Consider the following 19,784-nt stretch of genomic DNA (forward strand, 5'->3'; position numbering starts at 1 on the left):
CGTCAGTCGTCCGCGACCGCCTCCAGCGACGCGTCGAGGGACTCACAACGGAGCGAGAGTGGTCCCGACTCGAAGCGACTGGTGGCGTCGGGACGCACCACGTCGAAGTCGTCCGCCGAGACAGCGAACTCGACGGTGGTCTCCTCGCCGGGGGCGAGCGAGACGCGCTCGAAGTCTAGCAGTCTCTCGACCGGCGTGACGACCGAGGAGCGTTCGCGGCCACCGAAGAGTTGGACGACCTCCTCGCCCGCTCGCTCGCCAGCGTTCGCCAGCGTCACCGAGACCGTGACCGACCCGTCGGCCGCGAGTACGTCCTCGGAGACCGAGAGGTCTCGGTAGTCGAAGGAGGTGTACGAGAGACCGTGGCCGAACTCCCACAGGGGGTCGTAGGACGGCAGGTGTTCGTCGTCCCCGATGGGGTAGGGGTGTGGCAGATAGTCGTGTCGGACCGGGAGGTGTCCCGCCGACCGCGGGACCGAAATCGGAAGCTTCCCGCTCGGGTTGTGGCGTCCGAACAGCGTCTCGGCGACCGCCAGCCCGCCGCCCTCGCCCGGATAGTACGCCTGTAGGATGGCGTCGATGTGTTCGGCCGCCCACGGAACCGCCAGCGGTCTCCCCGAGACGAGGACGAGCGCAGTCGGCGTCCCCGTCTCGTGGACCGCTTCGAGGAGGTCGCGCTGGGCGTCCGGGAGCGTGAGTTGGGCGCGGTTCGGGAACTGCTCGGTCCGGCCGTTCACGTCCTGCGGGCCGAACTCGTGCAGATACCAGTTCTCCCCGAGGACGACGACTGCGGCGTCGGACTCCTCGGCCGCGGCGACTGCCGAGTCGAGGTCGTCTTCGGTGTCGATACCGGCACCCCGTTCGTAGCGAACCGTCGTCTCGGGACCAGTGACCGACTCGATGCCCTCTCGAATCGTCGTCCCGTCGAGTTCGTCTTCCTCCTTGAGGCTCCAACCGCCGACTTGGTTCGTCACCGCGTCGGCGTTCGGACCGGTGACGAGAACCTCGTCCAGTTCGGGGTCGAACGGGAGGCGGTCGTCGTCGTTCTGCACGAGCGTCATCGACTTTCGCGCCGCGTCCAGCGCGAGACCCCGATGGGATTCGGACCCCAGCGTCTCGGCGGACGCCGCCGCGTCCACGAAGGGGTCGTCGAACAGTCCGAGGTCGGACTTGAGTCGGAGAACCCGCCGAACGGCCGTGTCGATGGCCGACTCGTCTACCAGACCCTCCTCGACCAACGAGACGAGGTGGTCGACGTGGTCGAGTTCGCCGAGCGAGTGAACGTCTACGCCCGCGGTGAACGATTTATGGATGGCGTCTCTCTGGGACCTCGCCACGTTGTGGTGCTGGTAGAGCATGTTGATACCGTTCCAGTCGGAGGCGACGTAGCCCTCGAAGCCGAGTTCGTCGCGGAGAACCGACGAGAGCCAGTGAGACGAGGCGTGAGACGGTTCCCCGTTGATGCAGTTGTAGCTCGGCATGACCCCCTCGACGCCCTCGGCGAGTACCTTCTCGAAGGGCGGGAGGTAGTCGCGGTAGAGCGACGAGACCGAGCGCTCGACCGGTGCGGCGTCTTCCCCTCGCTCGGGACCGCCGTACGCCGGGAAGTGTTTCGCCATGGCCGCGACATCGGCCGTCGCCGCACCGATTCCGCGGGCTTTCGCGGCGGCGAGTTCGCCACAGAGGTACGGCGACTCGCCGAACGTCTCGAACGTGCGTCCCCAGCGCGGGTCGCGGGCCACGTCGCAGGTCGGCCCGTACGTGAGACCCGCGCCGGTCGCGGCGGCCTCGGTCGCGGTGACGGTCCCAATCTCCTCGGCGAGCGAGCGGTCGCGCGCCGCCGCGACCCCGATGTTGTGCGGGAACACGGTCGTATCCTCGACGTACGCGTGGCCGTGAATCGCGTCCACGGGAATCAACACCGGAATCCCGAGTCGCGTCTCCTCGCGGGCGATTCGCTGGAGTTCGTTGGCTATCTCGACGACCTCCGTGGAGTCTCGATGCGGTGACGCGCCGTAGCCGAACGGCGTGACGAACCCGATACCGTGGTCGCGCACCAACTCCTCGGCGTCTTCGACGGTTCGGGTCTCGTCCATCGTCCCGACGTAGGTTCCGGCCAGTTGCGCGGCCTTCTCCCGGAGCGTCATCTCGCCGAGGAGTTCCTCGGCCCGGTCGTCGGTCTCGCTCGTCTCGTCGGTCCGGGTCGTCTGTGGGTCGTGAGCCGTCATAGAGATGTCGTGTTGGTAGTCGAGTTGCCCGCCGCGTCGGTCACCGTCAGGGAGACCGACGACGGAGTACTCTTCGACCGAGTGTTCGTCGACCCCGAGGCAGAGCCGCCGGAGACGGAGACGTTCCGCGTGTCCAGCACCGTGCCGGAACCGTCGTACAGTTCGATGACCACGGACTGGAGGTCACCGTCGGCGTCGGAGACGGCCCAATCGACGGTGGCGTTGTTCCACGCTCCGCTGGAGTAGGCGTTCACGGACATCGAGTCGATGGTGGGGGCGCTCGAATCGCCGGACCCGGAGTCGCCGCCCGTCGTCGCCAGCGAGTTCGCCGGAACCGAAAGCGACGTGCCGTCGGAGAAGTTGACGGTCGTCTCGGTGTCGGCGGCGTTGTAGGCGACGTAGGTCTTCGCGGTCCCGTCGTCGAAGACGGCCGCGAGCGGCGTGTCGGCGGTCACGCTGTCATCGACAGCCCCGAGACCGTCCATCGCGGTCAGCCAGCGGTAGGTGTGGGCCTTCGACTCGCCGAACTCGACGGGGTAGCTCGACGCTCTGGCCTCGAACAGACTGAGCGCGTCCGCCGGGTCGCTGAACGCGCGGTACGACCAGAGAACGTCGGGCCAGTAGTCGAAGTAGTCGCCGCCGTTGGCGGTGACGAGTTCGTCGTACGTCGCCGACGCCGCCGCGCGATTGCGGCCGAGCGACAGCGAGTGGCCCCCGACCGGGAGGACGTTGATGCCGTGAATCGCCTCCACGTCGTCGGTCCACCACGTGTCGTACTTGTAGCCCGCGCCCCAGACCATCCCGGCGTAACTGTAGTCCCAGTCGGCGGGATGGTTCTCCTCGTCCACGTCGTACCAGTACTCGTCCACTGCGGTCGTCTCGTGCGCGAGGAGGTACGCGCCGAGGTCACGCAGTTCGGTGTCGCCGGTGTACTCGCCGTAGAGTAGAACCGCGGCGTAGGCGTTGACCGCCTCCGACGACGACTCTTGGTTGTTGCCGAGTTCGAAAGCCGGGTTCCCCGCGGCCCACGAGTGACCGGCGTAGGGCGCGAAGTTCCGCAGGAACGGATACATCGAATCCGTCCGCGAGGGGTTGGCGAAGTCCCGAATCAGGTGTTCGACCATCCCGCCGTAGTTCGTCGCGTCGGCCCACGTCGGGTTCGTCCGCGCGATTTCGGCGGCACCCTTGACGTAGTAGCCGTAGTGGAAGTGGTGGTCGTTGAGTTCCGGACCCGACCCGAACGAGTCGTTGTAGCCGACGAGCGCCCCCCACGTATCGTCGTAGTAGAACACGTCTTCGGAGTCGCTGGACCCCGAGACGGTCGCGTCGAGCCACGTCTCCAAGTCCTCGCGGAGCGCGGTGAGGAAGGTGTCCGCGGCAGTCGCATCCCCGACCTGTTCGGCGATGGGCCGCAGTTGCGCGAGTCGCTCGTAGTTCTTGCCCGTCCAGTAGGTCCCGTCACCGGGGTCGTCCGGCCCGGCACGGACCAGCGGCGACTCGGCCTCCACGTTGTCGACGTAGGAAGCGAGTCTGCTCTGGTCGGCAGAGCCGACATCGGGGAGATACGGCAGGACCGGCGGGAGCGAAAGCACCGTCTCGAACGAGGTGCCCGTGGTCGTCTTCATCGTCCCGCGCGGAGAGACGAAGGTGTCGCCGTCCAGCGTGGCGGTGGTGTGCTTGTGCTGGTGGGGGTAGAGCGCCGCGATAGTTCCGGTCGCCGACGACTCGGCGCGAGCGTTCGTCTCGAACGTGTGGGTCGTTCGCACCTCGCCAGCGGCTTGGTCGTAGGTCCACGAGACGGTCGTTCCGGTAATCTGGTTGTAGGCGTACGACTCGTAGCGCGAGAGCGCCGTCGCCGTCGCCTCGGGAAGCACGGCGACGGCGAAGTACCCCGCCCCGCCGAGCGCGCTGGTCAACGTCGTCGAACCGAGTCCGCTCCACGTCGCTCCGCTGGGAGCGAAGACGCCATAGTGGTGACCGTTGACTGAGAGTCCGAGGACGTTGCCTTGGTCGGCCCACACGGTGGGCGTAGACGCGAACGAGAGTTCGGCGTCTGCTCCCGTCAACTCGGCGAAGACGAACGGGGAGCCTTGTGCGAGTGTCAGGTCGAGCGTCGGGGTAGTCGAGTCACTCGCGCCCCATCGGACCTCGGTGTGCCAGTCGCCGTAGCCCGCACACTGCGTGTCGGCGAACGACCCGCCGGTGGTCGATAGCGTGAAGTCGGTGGTGTCGTCCATCTCGGCGATGTTGTCGCGGTTCGCGTCCCCGTTCTGGTTCGAGAACAGCCACTCGGTCGGATGCGAGAGGTCGAGTCCCTCGCTCGTCGGCGTGCCGACGAGCGGATGTGCCCACGTCGCCGACCCGTACTGTTCGAAGAGGACGCTACTCCACCAGTCGTTCGTCGGATAGGGTGCAGAGAGGTCACTCGTGGCGTAGGGTTCGCTGGGGGGTGTCCCCTCGCCGGACGGGAGGGTCGTGGTGTAGCTTCCGGCACCGACATCGACCACGCCCGAGGCGGAGACTGCCTCGTTCGTCGCGTCGAGAGCGCGGTCGGTGTCGCTCGTCGTGCGGGCCTCGGCCAAACGACCGGCGAGTCCGGCAGTCCCGAGTGCGCCGACGCCGGTGAGATACCCACGACGGGAGAGCGGCCGATTCTCGTCGGCTTCGGAGTGTTCGTCGGTAGTGCGATTCGTCTCGGTCTTGGAGTGTTCGTCAGTCATCGGTAGTCGTGTCGTCAATCGCAACTGTTGCACCATCGAGTGGGTCACTGTTCCAGTAGGCGTCGTCGTCGGTCGAGCGATAGCAGGCGACTCGGTGCCGACCGTCGCTATCGACCGAAGTCACGTCCGGCGCGGTCCGCTTGCACCGCTCGGTCGCGTTCGGACACCGGGTGTGGAACCGACAACCGGACGGCGGGTTCACCGGGTCCGGGATGTCGATTTCGCGCACCGGTGGCTCGCTCGGTCCCTCGTCGCGACCGAGTTCCGGGGTGGCCCACTTCAGCACCTTCGTGTAGGGGTGTTGGGGGTTCCGGAGAACCTCGTCGGCGGGACCGAGTTCGACCAGTTCGCCCAGATACATCACGCCGAGTCTGCCGTCGGCGTGTTCGGCGATGTACCGGGCGTTCGAGAGGTCGTGGCTGATGAACAGAAACGAGGTGTCGAACTGCGTCTGGAGTTCGAGGAGCAGGTCCATCATCTCGACCCGCAGGCTCACGTCGAGGGCGCTCACCGCCTCGTCCGCGAGGATGAGGTCGGGGTTCATCAACAGCGCCCGAACGAGCGCGACGCGCTGTTTCTCGCCGCCCGAGAGTTGATGGGGATAGCGATGCGCGTAGTCGTGGGGCGGCGTCATCCCCACGCGCTCGATGAAGTGGAGAACTCTCGCCTCGCGGTCTTCCGGGCCGAGCGACGGCTCCCACTTCTTCAGCGGGGCCGAGAGCGACGACAGCACCGTCCGGTTCGGGTTCAGCGCCGAACCGGGGTCTTGGTGGATTATCTGGAGCGACCGGCGAATCTCGTCGTGGGGAATCGACGGGTTCGACCGCCACCCCTTCGCCTGCCAGATGTCCTGTCCGCGGTAGCTGACCGAGCCACCGGTCGGCTCTTGGAGTCCGACCGCGGCCTTCCCGAGCGTCGTCTTCCCGCTCCCGGACTCGCCGACGATGGCGACGACATCGTTCGCCCCGATGTCGAGGCTCACGCCGTCGACGGCGCGTACCGTCTCGCGGTCCGAGAACGGGTTCAGTCCGCCGCCCTCCTTCTCGAAGTGGACTTCGAGGTCCGAGAGCGAGAGGACCGTCTCGTCGCTACTCATCGGTCCCCCTCCGTCGCCAGCGAAACGTAGTCGTCCACGTCGGGCCAGTGGTGGCAGGCCACCTCGTGGGTCTCGGACACCGGTTCCATCCGGGGCTTGGTCTCACGACACTCGTCGGTCGCCATCGGACACCGCCCGTGGTACGGACACCCCGCCGGAATGTCCACCGGGTCGGGTGCGGACCCCGAAATCGGTTGCATCTCCGAGAGCGGCGCGTCGAGATTCGGTACGGCGTTGAGCAACGCACGGGTGTAGGGGTGTCGCGGTTCGCTCACCATCTCGGCGGTGTCGCCGACCTCGGCGAATTCGAAGGCGTAGAGGACGCCGATACGGTCGGCGAGTTTCGTGACCAGCGGCAGGTCGTGGGTGATGAACACCATCGTGAGGTCGTACTTCTCGCGCAGGTCCGACAGGAGGCTGACGATAGACCGTTGCATCAGGAGGTCCAGCGCCGCCGTCGGTTCGTCCATCACGAGTACCTCCGGTTCGAGGACGAGCGAGAGCGCGATGAGCGCGCGCTGTTGCATCCCGCCCGACAGTTCGTGCGGGTACGAATCGAGGACGCGCTCCGGGTCGAGATAGAGGTCCGCGAGCAACTCCTCGGCCCGCTCCATGCCCTCGGCAACGTCGTAGTCGTGGGCTTCCAGCGTCTCCACGAAGTGTTCGCGGAACGCCATCGTCGGGTTGAACGAACTCATCGCCCCTTGGAACACCATCGAGATGTCCGCCCAGCGGAGGCTCCGCAGGGGCCCTTTGTCGAGTTCGAGAACGTCCACGGGGTCGCCCTCCCGCGGGTAGTAGGTCACGCTCCCGTCGGTCCGTCCGGGGTCCACGACGGCGTTCAACAGCGCCGAGGCGAACATCGACTTCCCGGAACCGGACTCGCCGACGATGCCCAGAATCTCGCCGCGTCTGATGTCGATGTCCACGTCGTTGACGACGTAGGAGCTTCCACGGTCCATCTCGAACGAGACCGAGAGGTCCCGACATTCGAGGACGACATCCTCCTCGTCGGACCGAGACGCCTCGGTCTCTGACCCGGAAGTCCGACTCATAGGTCACCTCCCAGCGAGGCGGTCCGGGGAGAGGACTCGGCCGGTTCGTCGCCGCCGTTCGCCGTCGTCTCCGCGTGTCGCGCCCGGACGCGCGGGTTGAACACGCGGTCCATCCCCTGCGCGAACAGGATGAGTCCCATCGACAGCAGGATGATGGAGACCATCGGCACGAGGAGCCAGTGAGCGGCGTCGAGCGTGAGCAGGCCGCCGTTCGAGTAAGCGAGTTGGAGCATGACGCCCCAGTTGACGACCTCCGAGAACGGCAGGAGACCGAGGAAGTAGAGACCGACCGACGCGAAGATGACGTTCCGCATCGCGTTGACCATGTTTATCATCACGAACGGCATGATGTTCGGGACGATTTCCTTGGCGACGATTGCTGGCGTCGACAGCCCCATCGCCCGTGACGCCTCGACGTAGGAAGTCGAGCGAATCGTGAGGACCTGCGACCGGATGGCGCGGGCCATCCCCGCCCAGCCCTGTAGCGAGAGGACGATACCGAGGACGACCGGACTCTCCGGTTCGAGGAGCGCCACGAGGATGAGCAACAGCGGGAGTCCCGGCAGGGTCAACACGATGTCCACGGCAGTCGAGAGCAACTGGTCGAGTCGGCCGCCAGTGTAGCCCGCGAGCGCGCCGACGGTGGTTCCCAGAAGCGTGACGAACAGCCCCGCGGTGGCAACCATCGTGAGCATTCGCGGCGTCGCGTGGACGACCTGTTCGAGAATCCCGCGGCCGACGTTGTCGGTGCCAAGCGGCCAGTGGAACGCGAGCCACGGCACGGAGAGACCGAACAGCGACGCGTTCGTCACCTCGTACCAGCTTCCGCCGACGATACCGCCGCGGAAGGGACCGACGAGCAGCGGTGCCTGTCCGACGCGGGGTTCGGCGACCAGCGCGGGTCCGACGACCCCGACGGTGACGAACCCGAGGACGAGCGCGGTGCCGATGCGCGCGCGAACGTCGTTCCAGACGACGCGGAACGGCGCGACGACCCAGAGGTCGAGGACGCGCCGATAGCGCTCGCGGCGACTCAGCGACGAGTCGGCGACGGTCCCGAACCCGCCGCTCCCGGCCGGTTTGGTTTCGGACTGGTTGCCTTGGCTCACGAGGCGTCACCTCCGGTCGAGACGCGGGGGTCCACGAGTCCGTAGGTCACGTCCGCGATGAACGCGCCGACGACGACCCCCAGCGTGATGAGGACGAACCCGCCCATCATGAGCGGGTAGTCGCGCGCTTCGACTGCGGCGACGATGTAGTAGCCGAGTCCGGGGTAGGTGAACACCTGTTCGAGGATGGCCGACCCGCCGACGATGGCACCGAACGCCAACAGCAGTCCCGTGTACATCGGGAGGATGGCGTTGCGGGCGACGTACCGCAGGGCGATTCGGGTGTCCGAGAGACCCCGGAGTCGGGCGACCCGGAGGTAGTCCTCGCCGAGTACTTGGATGCTGTTGCCCCGCATCGCCAGCGCGACGCCGCCGAAGCCGGTGATGACGACGGTGGCGATGAGCAGACTCGCGTGGTACACCGCGCTGGCGACGAACTGGGCCGTCGCGACGGGCCGCAACGGGTCCACGATGGGCACGATGCTCGAAGAGATGTGACCGCTTGTCGGGAACCACCCGAGCGTGAAGCCGAACACGTAGAGGAACAGGAGCGCCGTCACGTAGTTCGGCGTCGAGTTGAGGACGATACCGAGACCCGTCGTACTCACGTCGAACCGACTACCCTCCTTGTAGGCCATGAGCGCGCCGAGGGAGATGCCGACGGCGAACATGAGCAGGATGGCGACCGAGAACGCGAACACCGTCCACGGGAGCGCCTCACCCAGAATCTCCGAGACCGGCGCGTTCTGGCTGACGGACTGACCGAGGTCACCCTGCAGGATGCCCGAGACGTACGTGAGATACTGCTCGTGTAGCGGCCGACTGTAGTCGATGTTGATGTAGTTGGCGACCCGGCGGTTGATTTCCTGCTGGGAGAGACTCGGGTTGTTGCGGATGAGTTGCCCGCGAAGCTGGTCGGCCGGGTTCCCCGGCATGAGCCGAACCAGCACGAACGACAGCGACATCACGAAGAAGGCCGTGAACGCCGCCTGTAGCGTTCGCTTGACGAAGTAGCCGTACATCGGTGACTTACTCCGGCTTCGCGGTCAGTTTCCCCTCGCGGGGCAGGTAGTACTGCGGGTAGTCCACGATGGCGTCCTCGTCGTCGCCCGTGACCGTGTTCCAGTCGTCGGTCGTCACCCACGACTGGTCTATCTTCTCCATGAGCGGAGCCATCGGGAGATGGCGGTTGACGACCCACGCGAGTTCTTGGGTCTTCTGTTTCGCCGCGTCACCGGTCAGTCCGGCGAGTTCCTGTAGTTCGGCTTCGAGGTCCACCGACCGGAGTTCGCCGTCCGGTTCGCCCAGCGGCGGCACCTCGACCGTCGAGGGGAAGTTCAGAACCGTCTGTGACCGGAAACTGTTCAGAAGCTTGTTGAGCGAGAAGTACGGGTAGAGCTTTCCGTCGGCCCAACCGAGTCCGGCGACGACGTATTTTTGACCGTCGTTGATGTCGCCCCAGAACGACTGACTCGGGTTGAGCGACGCCTCGATGCCGAAGTCCTGAAGGTCCTGCACGATGGACTGACCGCCCGCGGTCCAGTCGTTCCACCCGGCGGGAATCTTGAACGGGAACGAGAGCGTCTTGCCGTCCGCGTCGGTCCACGTCCCGCCGTCCTTCGAGAAACCCGCCTCCCGGAGGAGACTCGCCGCCCGGTCGGTGTCCGTCTCGTAGGCGTCGAACGACGACAGCGAGTCGCCGAGCCAGTCCTCGTAACTCCCGTCGAAGTTGCCCGGCAGTCCGCAGGGGACTTCGACGGGAACGTGCATCTTCTCGCCCGCCGTCCGTGCGAGCTTTTTCCGGTCGATGACGTACTGGACGGCCCGCTTGACGTTCTGCTGACCGTAGTGTTCGTGGTCGTGGTTGAACATGATGCCCATGCCCCAGTTGGCGGGCATCTGAATCTCCCGAACGTGGTCGCCGTACGACTGGGCGATGTTGTCGGGCGTGAAGATGTTGTCGAGTCCGTCCACGGTATCGGTGCGCAGTGCCTGCCACTGCTTCTGGTTCGACTGGAGGTAGTTCCACTTGAACCGGGCGAAGTTGACGTGTTCCGCGTCCGGGTGGTCCTCGAAGCGCTCGGCGACCAGTTCCTGATTTCGCGCGTGGACGAACGCGAACGGACCCGTCCCGTTCGGTTCTTCGAGCGTCTTCTCGGTGAGTCCGGGGGCCTTCCCGTCCGCCTCGTACGCGTCGAGGAACTCCCGGAACTCCTCGGGAGGCGTGTCGAGGGCGATGGGTTTCAGCGAGTAGAGGAACACCTCGTCGGCGACGGCCCGCTTCAGGCCGACTTCGACCGTGGTTTCGTCGGCGACGGAAACGTCGTCCGGCGAGACGACGTTTCCGAGCGCCGCGCCGTCGTGGATTTCGAGTTTGAGTTTGAACGCGACATCCTCGGCCGTGACCGCCTCGCCGCTGTGCCAGTGGAACCCCTCGCGAACCGAGAGCGTCACCGACTCCTCGCCGATGTCCCACGATTCGAGGACGCCCGGCATGAACTCGCTCGTCGCTTCGTTGACGTAGATGAGGTTCTCGAACAGCGCGAGCGCCGCACGGTCGGGGTACTGCTGTCCGTACGGGTTGAACTGCATGTCCTTCGGGACGTTCGTCGTCGAGGTGACGAACGTCCGGTCGGTCATCTCGACCGAATCCGACCCCTGCGTGGTGGCGTCGGTTTCGCCGCCGCTTTCGGACTCCGTCGTTTCGGTCCCGTCGCCTTCAACGGCGTCCTCGTTCGAACCCGCACAACCAGCGAGGCCAGCAGCGCCTACCGCCCCGATGGATTGTAGAACGCGCCGACGCGTCTTTCTGTGGTCTCTCCGCCTATGTCCCGTATGCTCATGGGGCATACTGTACCAGTATATCCCATTATATATACATATTTTTCATGATAATTTTGGTGTAGGTGCCTAATAAATACCTGTGCTGTCATTTTGGAACGCGCGAGCGGCCAAGAGAGAGAGACGGGTCGAGTAGACGACGTTAGTAGTCGAAAAACGTCAGATTGCGGCGCGCCGCAATCGAGATGCCGATACCCGTCAGGACGATGACGGCGAACGACACCTGAGAAATCGCGTACTCGGGCGTTCCGGGTTCGACGAACTGGAATCCAATCACGAGGAGAACGAGAAGTATCGCGTCGAGTGCGAACAGAACGGAGAGTGGACTCCGGGACATACGGACGCTGAGAGGGCCACCGACAAGAATATTGCGCCGTCCCCGCGACCCTCGCCCACTCGGTTCCGGACTCAGTTTCACCGGCGGATTGAATGGATTTCTGATAAATTTGGACCGCCGGGAACGGTGCCGACAGATTTGCCAGTAACTCACAGAACACCTGCCGTTCGTGGTCGCCGACGTACTAGTCAACGGAGCGAAGTGTGTTAACGAACGCCTCGCCAACTCGACGACGGCCTCGCCTCAGGGCAAATAAACGCCCCTGCGGTCGCTAGCGGCGATTTCAAGCGAAACGAGGCGCGGAAACGGGGGGGTTTCCGTATGCGGGGCAGAACCATACTTATTAGACGGTCAGGCCGTTATTTGTGATTCAAACCTAATGGCCCGGCCAAATCGCCAGCGCGAACGGACGCGCGAACGCACGTCGGAAGCAGAAACTAACGAGAAGGAACGAGAGGGTCAGCAGTGTCCCGAATGCAACGCTGAGAGCCTCGTTACGAGCGGTGACAGCAACGAGGTCGTCTGTGAAGACTGTGGACTCGTTATCGAAGAACAGACGATTGACCGTGGCCCGGAGTGGCGCGCGTTCAATCACAGCGAACGCGAGAGTAAGAGTCGGGTCGGTGCCCCGACGACCCAGACGATGCACGACAAGGGATTGACCACCCAAATCGACTGGAAGAACAAGGACGCCTACGGGCGGTCGCTCTCCTCGGAGAAGCGCAGTCAGATGAGTCGCCTTCGGAAGTGGCAAGAGCGCATTCGGACCAAGGACGCGGGCGAGCGAAACCTCCAGTTCGCCCTCTCGGAAATCGACCGGATGGCCTCCGCGCTCGGCGTCCCCCGGTCGGTCCGGGAAGTTTCGTCGGTCATCTATCGGCGGGCGCTGAAGGAGGATTTGATTCGCGGGCGGTCCATCGAAGGTGTTGCGACCAGTTGTCTCTACGCCGGATGCCGCCAAGAGGGTATCCCGCGGAGTCTCGAAGAGGTGTCGGAGGTCTCTCGCGTCGAACGGAAAGAGATTGGTCGGACGTATCGGTACGTCGCCAAGGAACTCAGCCTCGAGATGGAACCGGTAGACCCCAAAGAGTACGTGCCGCGGTTCAGTTCCGACCTCGGGGTGAGCGAGGAAGTGAAGATGAAGGCGAACGAGATTATCGACGAGTCCGCAGAGCAGGGTCTCCTCTCGGGGAAGTCGCCGACGGGCTTTGCGGCCGCGGCGATATACGCGGCGTCGCTACTCTGTAACGAGAAGAAGACCCAGCGCGAGGTCGCCGAGGTCGCCCAAGTAACCGAGGTCACGATTCGGAACCGGTATCAGGAACAAATCGAAGCGATGGGTCTCCACTGAGACGCGACGAACGGCGGTCCGTCTCGGTGAGCCTCGCCGTCAGATAACTTTCCTTACAGAAATGCCGACGTTCATGAGGGTGTGTCGCCTTTCGAAGAGTGATGGAGCGGTCCTCACCGTCTCGACCACTACCGACGTATGCAGAGGAGGTACTCGAGAGCTTGCAACCGAAAATCGAGCCGACGGCCGATGGACTGCCGCGAGGCGAAGTAGAGACGTACCTACGCGCGGAGGGTTTCGAGGACTCGACAATCGACGTGGCGCTCGACGAACTCCTGAATCGCGGCTACATCTACGTCGTGAACGACTACGTTCGGCTCACGGACAGCTAATTCACGGTTCGTTCCCCGAGTATTCGGTCTCTTCTCGCGCGCGCTCTCCGACGTACCACCGGGAGATTCCCCGCGACTGTCGCGCGGTTCGAGCGCCCGGACAGGTTCGAACGGTGGTATTTATGTGATACTGGTGTGCAACCGTCACGCCATGCTCTCGATTCGAATCTGTGAGTTCCGGCGGGAAGGAAATCGGAGGGCCGATACCGGTGTCTGAGTCGCGTTCGTTCGACGGGACGCTCGTCACGGTTCCGTTCGCAACCGGAGCGTTGCGCGACACGCTCGCCGAACGGTACCGTCGGTTGCTCGAGTCGCACGACGCCGAGGAGGTGGTGGTGATTACCGGAACGCCGACCAGCATGCGGACGTTCCGAAGCCTCCTCGACGGAGCGGTTCCGGGTGCTGGCGTTCCGCGAGTGACTTCGCTCGTCGTACAGGCGACGGACGTGGTGAACCGGACCGACGACAGAACCGTTCTCTCCGACGACATGCAACGCGAACTGGTCCACCGGTTCCTCGAAGGCCACGAGTGGGACACCGACTACCTCCGGCGAGCGTCGGCGAACCCCTCGTTCGAAGACGACGTGGCGCAGTTGATGGAAACCGCCGCGTGGCAGGACGCGCCGATGGACGAGACGCCGGAACTCGCGGACATCGCCGACGCACTCGACGCCTTCCACGCGTGGCTCGCCGACCACGACTTCCTCGAACGCGGGCAACTCGTCTCGGAAGCGACCGAAGCACTCCGCGAGGCCGACGACCCCGACCGAATCGTCGGTGCGGACGCGGTGTTGGCCGTCGAGTTCGAGGAGTTTCTGCCGCCCGACCGAGAGTACCTCTCCGCGCTGGCGGACGGCCGGGAACTCGTCTGCATCGCGGAGACGGACGCGAGCGTCCGACGGACGTGGGTCGAACCCGGTCCCGTCACCAACCACGTCTCGTTCTCACGGCGACGGGACGAACGCGAGCGTCCGCCCGCGACTCGGCCGATGGCGACGGCGGCGCACCTCGCACGCGGAACGGTCCCCGAGGACCCCGAGGTGGGGTCGGTGCGCGTCCTCTCGTCGGAGACTCCCGCCGACCAACTCGGCGCGATAGCCGACGAAATCGGGGCGCTCAGAGCGCGAGAGGGATTGGCGTACGACGACTTCGCCGTCGCCGTCGAACGGAGCGGGACCGCCGTGACCGAGACGATTAGCGAACTCCGGCGGGAGGGAATTGCGACTTCCTCGGCGACCGTGACGGGATTCGGGGACGACCCGGCCGTCCGCGAGTTGCTTCGCGTCGCGCGCTCGCTCGCGGGCGACGACCGAGAGGAACTCGCCGCCGACCCGGAACTCGCCGCCGACCCGGAACTCGCCGCCGACCCGCTTCCGGACGCGTCGATGCTCGAAGAACTCGACGCGATGGACGGACTCGCCGACCCGCTCCGGCGGTGGGCGACCGAATCGAACCTGAAAGCCCGCATCGGCCGAGCGGAGTCGCCGCTGGACGCCCGAACCCAGTTTAGCAATGTAAAGAATGCTTTCGCAATTGCGGAGTCAGTCGAAGACACGGATTACATTGCTTCGACGTGGGAGTCGCTCGTCACGGTTCTCGAACGCGCTCACGAGTACGCCCCGAAGCGAACCCGGACCAGTTCCATCGACCGGGACGGCGGGGTCCGAGTGGACCACCTTCAGTCGCTCAAGAACGGTTCCTTCGCGGTCGTGTTCTTGACCAACGTGGTTGACGAGGCGTATCCCGGCGACCCGTCGCTGACGCGACTGTTTCCCGACGAACGGGTCGCGGGGATGGCCGACTATCCGGGCGTCACCGACGTAGACGACGGCGGCGTCGAAGCGACGTTCCCCACCGATTCGACCGCTTCGAGTCGTCCGTTCCGCCGGTACCACGCCGAACACGCGCGCCGTCGCCTCGCCGTCGGCGCGGCGACGGCGCGAGACCGACTCTACTGCTGTCTCTACGAACACGAGGGCACGGCGCTCGACCGGCGCGTCCAACCGTCGCGGTTCCTCGCGGAGGCCTACCGACGACTCCCGTGGCTTACCGAGGCGACCGAATCGGGCATCCACGGCGAGGGCACCGCCGAGGAGTATCTGCTCTCGCGCCCCGACCGAGCGCTCGCGGACGTGCGCCGGACCAACAGCAGGGACGTGACCGTCTCGCTCGACGCACTCGAAGCGGAGTTCGGGGAGATAGACCGACTCTTGGACGAGAGCGGCGAACGCGGTGAAGACCTCAGGGAGGCGCTCCGTGCGCGCATCGACTTCGCGGATGGACGAGTTCGGCGCGACGCCGACGGGAGGGTTCGGCGTGACTGACCCGACGTTCCTTTCGCCGTCGCGGTTGGCGACCTACGCCGACTGCCAGCGCAAGTACGACCACGAGTGCGAGCAGGAAATCGAGACGCCCGACGAGACGCGACTCTACCCGAATCAGGGCCGCGTCTACCACGAGACGATAGAGGCCGTCTGCGAGGCGACCGACCCGAGCGACGACCCCGAGACCGTCCACCGGCGAGCGATGGACATCTTCCCCGAGAAGTGGGACGAACACGAAGACGAAGACGAGTACGCCTCCCGAGCGCACCGAAAGTTCCAGCGCGCCGAGAACCGCGCGGCAATCGACTCGTTCTTCGACCCCGAGGACGGCGACGGCATCGACCACGCCCGCCGGTCGATTGCGACCGAGAAGTGGGTCGAGTGCGTCCACGAGGGGATAGGTCTCCACGGGAAGGTAGACAACGTTCTCTACGACGAGTCCGAGAACGAACTCCACCTCGTGGACTACAAGCGAACCGTCGGGGGCGTCCTCGGCCACTGGTCGGGCGACCGACTCGTAGCCCACCTCGACGGCGAGGCCCACGAAGCCAAGCGAGTCAAAAACGCCTTCCAGACCGCCGCCTACACCGAGGGCATCAAGCAGTCGGACCGCTACGAAGAAGGAACGTCCGTCCGGTTCAGTTTCTACGGACTGCTCCACGACCGGGACTTCGAGGCGACCCCCGACGGGTATCGCGTCTCCGTGACCGGGAAACCCCGCGAGACGACGCGGGCCTACGAGGAGTACTACGACGCGATTTGGGCGCTCGCCGAGCGCGCCCACCGCGGCATCACCGACGCCGACTACGACCCCGCGCCCGCCTCGCTGATTCGTGAGGAGGCGTGTCCCGACTGCGACTACCGAGCGATGTGCCCCGAGTATCTCACCGAGGAGGTCCGACGATGACCGACGAGGCTCCCGACTGGTTGCCGACCACCGACGACGACGAGGAACCGAAACCCCGACAAGAGACTATCATCGAGTCCGACGACTACCCGATGCGCGTCCTCGCGGGCGCTGGCACGGGCAAGACGTTCACGATGGTCCGGAAGATAGAGCATCTCGTGGACGAACGCGGCGTCTCGCCCGACCGCATCCTCGCGCTGACGTTCACGAACAACGCCGCCGACTCGATGCGCGAGAAACTCAACGCCAAACTCGGGACCGCGGGCTACGACATCGACGCCTACACCTACCACTCCATCTGTAACGAACTCCTGACCGACTACGCATACGACGCCGGAATCGACCCCGACTTCGAGGTGGCGACAGACGCCGAGACCGACGCCGTCCGCCTCGACGTGCTGGACGAAATCGAGTACCGGTCGGTCAAGCCCAACGTCTACGGCCCGGACTCCTACGCGACCGGCGCGGCCTCGAAACTGCGCTCGTTTATCGAGTCGATGAAGCGAAGCGCCGTTACGCCCGAGGACATCGACGCCTTCCTCGGGTCGCCAGCGCGCGTCTACGAACTCGCCGAGATTCCGGACCGAATCGAGGCCAGCGCCAGCGACCACCTCGGCGGCCGGTCGGTCTCGACCGTCCTCGACGGAATCCCGGACGTGCGCGCCGACCTGACCGAGGAGCGAGACGCCCTCGGCGACGAGGGCGTCGAGGCCAGCGTCGCGGACTTCCTCGACCGACTGCTGGACCTCTGTGACGCCCTCGTTGCCGCGTTCGAGGCACACGAGAACGGCGAGCGCACGCTCCCCGACGACGCCCACAAGCTCCCGAAGTACCTGCTCGGCGGCTACGCCAGCGGCGCGCCTTCGGGGATTCCCGACGACCTGAACCTCGAACTCACCGACGAACTCCGGACGTTCACCGACGAGTGCAAGACCGCGCGCGACCTGAACGCTGGCTACGCCGCCTACGAGCGCGAACTGGCCGAGCGCGACCTGCTGGATTTCGACGGTCTCGTGGTCGAAGCCGAGCGTCTGCTCGACTCGGCGGTCGGCGACGAAATCGCCGACCGATGGGACTACGTGTTCTGCGACGAGTTTCAGGACACCGACCGCCTCCAGTTCGACCTCGTGACCTCGCTGGTCTCGGAGGGCCGCCTGTTCGTGGTCGGCGACGACGACCAAGCCATCTACGAGTGGCGCGGCGCACACGTCGCCAACGTCACCGACGAGTTGGACGACGAGTTCGGCGACGACCTCGCGGACGAACCCCTCGAACAGAACTTCCGGTCCCACCAGCCGATTCTGGACCTCGCAAACGAGGCGCTCGAACGACTGGACGAACGCGAGAGCGAGAAGACGCTCACGCGCGTCGAGGAACCGGAATACGACGCCAGTCCCGTCGCCACCGTCGAAGAGGCCGACGACGAGGACGAGCGCGTCGGGCAACTCGTGACCGTCGTCGAGAACCTCCTGAGCGGGGAGGCCGCCGAACTCGACCGCGGGTACGCTCCCGGCGACATCGCGCTCCTCGTCCGGAAGAACGACCACGCGACCCCGATTCTGGAGGCGTTCGAGCGCGCGGGCGTCCCCTATCGAGTCGCGGGCGACCTCACCTCGGAGTCGGTCGGCGTCCGGACCGTCGTCGCGTACCTGAAGGCGCTCGCTCGCCCCGACGACGGCGTGAGTTGGAACCGAGTGCTGACGATGCGGTACCGACTGACCGACGCCGACCTCCGGCGTCTCAACGACCACGACGAGGGCGTGCTGGCCGGACTCCGCGAGATTCCCCTCGACGCCTTCGAGGAACCGGACCGCGTTCGGGAAGCGCGCGGTCACGCCTCGCAACTGCTCGAACTCCGCGAGACGGTCTCGCTCTCGCGCCTCTACCGAGAACTCAAGGACATCACGAACGTCGAGTGGTATCTCAGCGAACGCGAGCGCCGCGACCTCACGCGGGTCGAGGAAGTGGTCGAGCAGTACGGCGACGGAGCGGTGCAACCGCCGCTCACCGCGGAGTTCGTGGACTCGCTCCGACGGTACGACTCGCTGTTAGACGAGAGCGGGTCGTCCCCGGCGAGCCAGCCCGAACTCGCAGACGACGCCGTGAACGTCATGACCGTCCACAAGAGCAAAGGTCTCGACTTCCCGGTCGTGTTGATGCCGAGACTCACGGCCGAGGAGTGGGCACCCGACGCACGAACCTACGACACGCTCGAAACCGCGCTCTCGGGCGACCCCGAGTCGGCTTTCAGCGAGGACCTCGTGGCCCGCGACGCCAGAGAGAGTCGCCGCGTCCTCCACGTCGGCCTGACTCGCGCGGAGGAACTGCTCGTTCTCCACGGCGGACCGGCGGCCGACGAAACGGACGACGAACGCGCGGTCCGCGAGGCAGTCGAGGAGATTCTTCCCGAGACCGCTCCGTGGCGTCCCGGAAGCGGCCACCTCCCGATTTGGCGCGACCTGCGGGCGTGTCTCCCCGAGACTGCGACCGACTGGACGGACTCGCTCGCTTCGACCGTCGTCGGCGACATCGGCGGCGAAGTCCGGTACGACGGCGACGTACTCTCGCCAGCAGAGGGTCGTGAGCGGGTTCTCGCGCTCGCGGACCGCTCCGCGGCCGGTGAACTCGATGGCGCGAGCGAACCAGACGTGTTCGATGTCGATAGCCTCGGCGGAACGCCGAGCGCCGACCCCGCGATTCGACACAGTTACACCTCGCTCGAACGCTACGAGCAGTGTCCGCGACAGCACTATCTCGACTTCGTGGTCGATGCCTTCCCGGATTACCGGACTCCCGAGAGCGACGAGACGGGCGGCGTCTCACAGCGCGAAATCGGCCTGCTGTTCCACGACGTTGCCGAGGCGGCGAACACGCAGGGGAAGACGGACCCCGACGCGTGGTACGAACTCTGCGACCGACTCGGGGGACGACGAGGCTCGAAAGCCCCGGTCGATGCAGTCCGGGCGTGTATCGACCGCTACTTCGAACTCGACGTGAGCGAATGGGAACTGCTCGACGCAGAGCGCGAATTCGAGTTGACCCTCGACGGCCACGAAGTCGTCGGGTTCGTGGACGCGGTGTATCGGAATCACGACGGCGAGTTAGTCGTCATCGACTACAAGGCGACCGAGCGTCACCGCGACATCGAGGGCGACAGACAACTACCGCTGTATCTGCTCGCGTGTCGCGACCTGTACGACGAACCCGTCTCCAAAGCCGGGTACGCCTACGTCGGTGAACTCGGGCCGAAAGTCGAGATGCGCGCGTTCGATGAGGGTGAACTCGACGCCGTGCGTTCGGACCTGACCGACACGATGAGCGACATCGAGGCGACGGCGTTCGACGAGTATCGTTCCGGGGACCACTGCCGGTGGTGCCAGCACGGCGGACTCCCCTGCGCCGAGAGCGAGTGAGAGCGGGGACGGGCAGTTCGGCGGTTCCCCTCCGTCGCGCACGCCTCGCAGTCCACGCGTCGGAAACGGCG

13 protein-coding genes are annotated in these 19,784 nt (G+C 65.6%); 5 read left to right on the plus strand and 8 right to left on the minus strand.

The features are described 5' to 3' along the window. Positions 1-2: 2 nt before the first annotated feature. From P2T60_RS20000 to P2T60_RS20035, 8 genes are all read right to left on the minus strand, one after another. A complete protein-coding gene (locus P2T60_RS20000; protein ID WP_276282731.1) occupies positions 3-2,228 on the minus strand; it encodes a glycoside hydrolase family 3 N-terminal domain-containing protein in 2,226 nt (741 codons plus the stop codon). Then, complete coding sequence (locus P2T60_RS20005) at positions 2,225-4,948, minus strand: glycosyl hydrolase (RefSeq protein ID WP_276282732.1); 2,724 nt, start codon at positions 4,946-4,948, stop codon at positions 2,225-2,227. The genes P2T60_RS20000 and P2T60_RS20005 overlap by 4 nt, the downstream gene beginning before the upstream one ends. Then, positions 4,941-6,044, minus strand: a complete 1,104-nt coding sequence (locus P2T60_RS20010; RefSeq protein WP_276282614.1) for an ABC transporter ATP-binding protein — start codon at positions 6,042-6,044, stop codon at positions 4,941-4,943. The genes P2T60_RS20005 and P2T60_RS20010 overlap by 8 nt, the downstream gene beginning before the upstream one ends. Beyond that, positions 6,041-7,099 carry an ABC transporter ATP-binding protein gene (locus P2T60_RS20015; protein ID WP_276282615.1) on the minus strand — a complete coding sequence of 353 codons (1,059 nt, stop codon included), beginning with the start codon at positions 7,097-7,099 and terminating at the stop codon, positions 6,041-6,043. The genes P2T60_RS20010 and P2T60_RS20015 overlap by 4 nt, the downstream gene beginning before the upstream one ends. Beyond that, entirely contained in the window at positions 7,096-8,208 is a 1,113-nt protein-coding gene (locus P2T60_RS20020; protein ID WP_276282616.1) for an ABC transporter permease, read from the minus strand. The genes P2T60_RS20015 and P2T60_RS20020 overlap by 4 nt, the downstream gene beginning before the upstream one ends. Beyond that, a complete protein-coding gene (locus P2T60_RS20025; RefSeq protein WP_276282617.1) occupies positions 8,205-9,230 on the minus strand; it encodes an ABC transporter permease in 1,026 nt (341 codons plus the stop codon). Before P2T60_RS20025 ends, P2T60_RS20020 begins: the two co-directional genes overlap by 4 nt. A 7-nt stretch (positions 9,231-9,237) precedes the next feature. Further along, positions 9,238-10,848 (minus strand): ABC transporter substrate-binding protein, encoded by a 1,611-nt coding sequence (locus P2T60_RS20030; protein ID WP_276282618.1) that lies wholly within the window; start codon positions 10,846-10,848, stop codon positions 9,238-9,240. Between the two features lie 343 nt (positions 10,849-11,191). Continuing rightward, the gene (locus P2T60_RS20035) at positions 11,192-11,386 is read right to left on the minus strand and encodes a hypothetical protein (RefSeq protein WP_276282619.1); all 195 of its coding nucleotides are present in this window, start codon (positions 11,384-11,386) and stop codon (positions 11,192-11,194) included. Between the two features lie 379 nt (positions 11,387-11,765). Here P2T60_RS20035 and P2T60_RS20040 point away from each other — a divergent pair, with 379 nt between their 5' ends. The 5 genes from P2T60_RS20040 (at position 11,766) to P2T60_RS20060 (ending at position 19,713) form a co-directional block, all read left to right on the plus strand. After that, positions 11,766-12,737 (plus strand): transcription initiation factor IIB, encoded by a 972-nt coding sequence (locus P2T60_RS20040; RefSeq protein ID WP_276282620.1) that lies wholly within the window; start codon positions 11,766-11,768, stop codon positions 12,735-12,737. A gap of 161 nt (positions 12,738-12,898) precedes the next feature. Further along, entirely contained in the window at positions 12,899-13,069 is a 171-nt protein-coding gene (locus P2T60_RS20045; RefSeq protein WP_276282621.1) for a hypothetical protein, read from the plus strand. 209 nt (positions 13,070-13,278) lie between these two features. Beyond that, entirely contained in the window at positions 13,279-15,393 is a 2,115-nt protein-coding gene (locus P2T60_RS20050; RefSeq protein WP_276282622.1) for a PD-(D/E)XK nuclease family protein, read from the plus strand. Then, the gene (locus P2T60_RS20055; RefSeq protein ID WP_276282736.1) at positions 15,347-16,300 is read left to right on the plus strand and encodes a PD-(D/E)XK nuclease family protein; all 954 of its coding nucleotides are present in this window, start codon (positions 15,347-15,349) and stop codon (positions 16,298-16,300) included. Before P2T60_RS20050 ends, P2T60_RS20055 begins: the two co-directional genes overlap by 47 nt. Continuing rightward, on the plus strand, positions 16,297-19,713 hold the full coding sequence (locus tag P2T60_RS20060; protein WP_276282623.1) for an ATP-dependent helicase: 3,417 nt from the start codon (positions 16,297-16,299) through the stop codon (positions 19,711-19,713). The genes P2T60_RS20055 and P2T60_RS20060 overlap by 4 nt, the downstream gene beginning before the upstream one ends. The last annotated feature ends 71 nt before the right edge of the window (positions 19,714-19,784 follow it).

The organism is Halorussus caseinilyticus (assembly GCF_029338395.1).
Lineage (GTDB): Archaea > Halobacteriota > Halobacteria > Halobacteriales > Haladaptataceae > Halorussus > Halorussus caseinilyticus.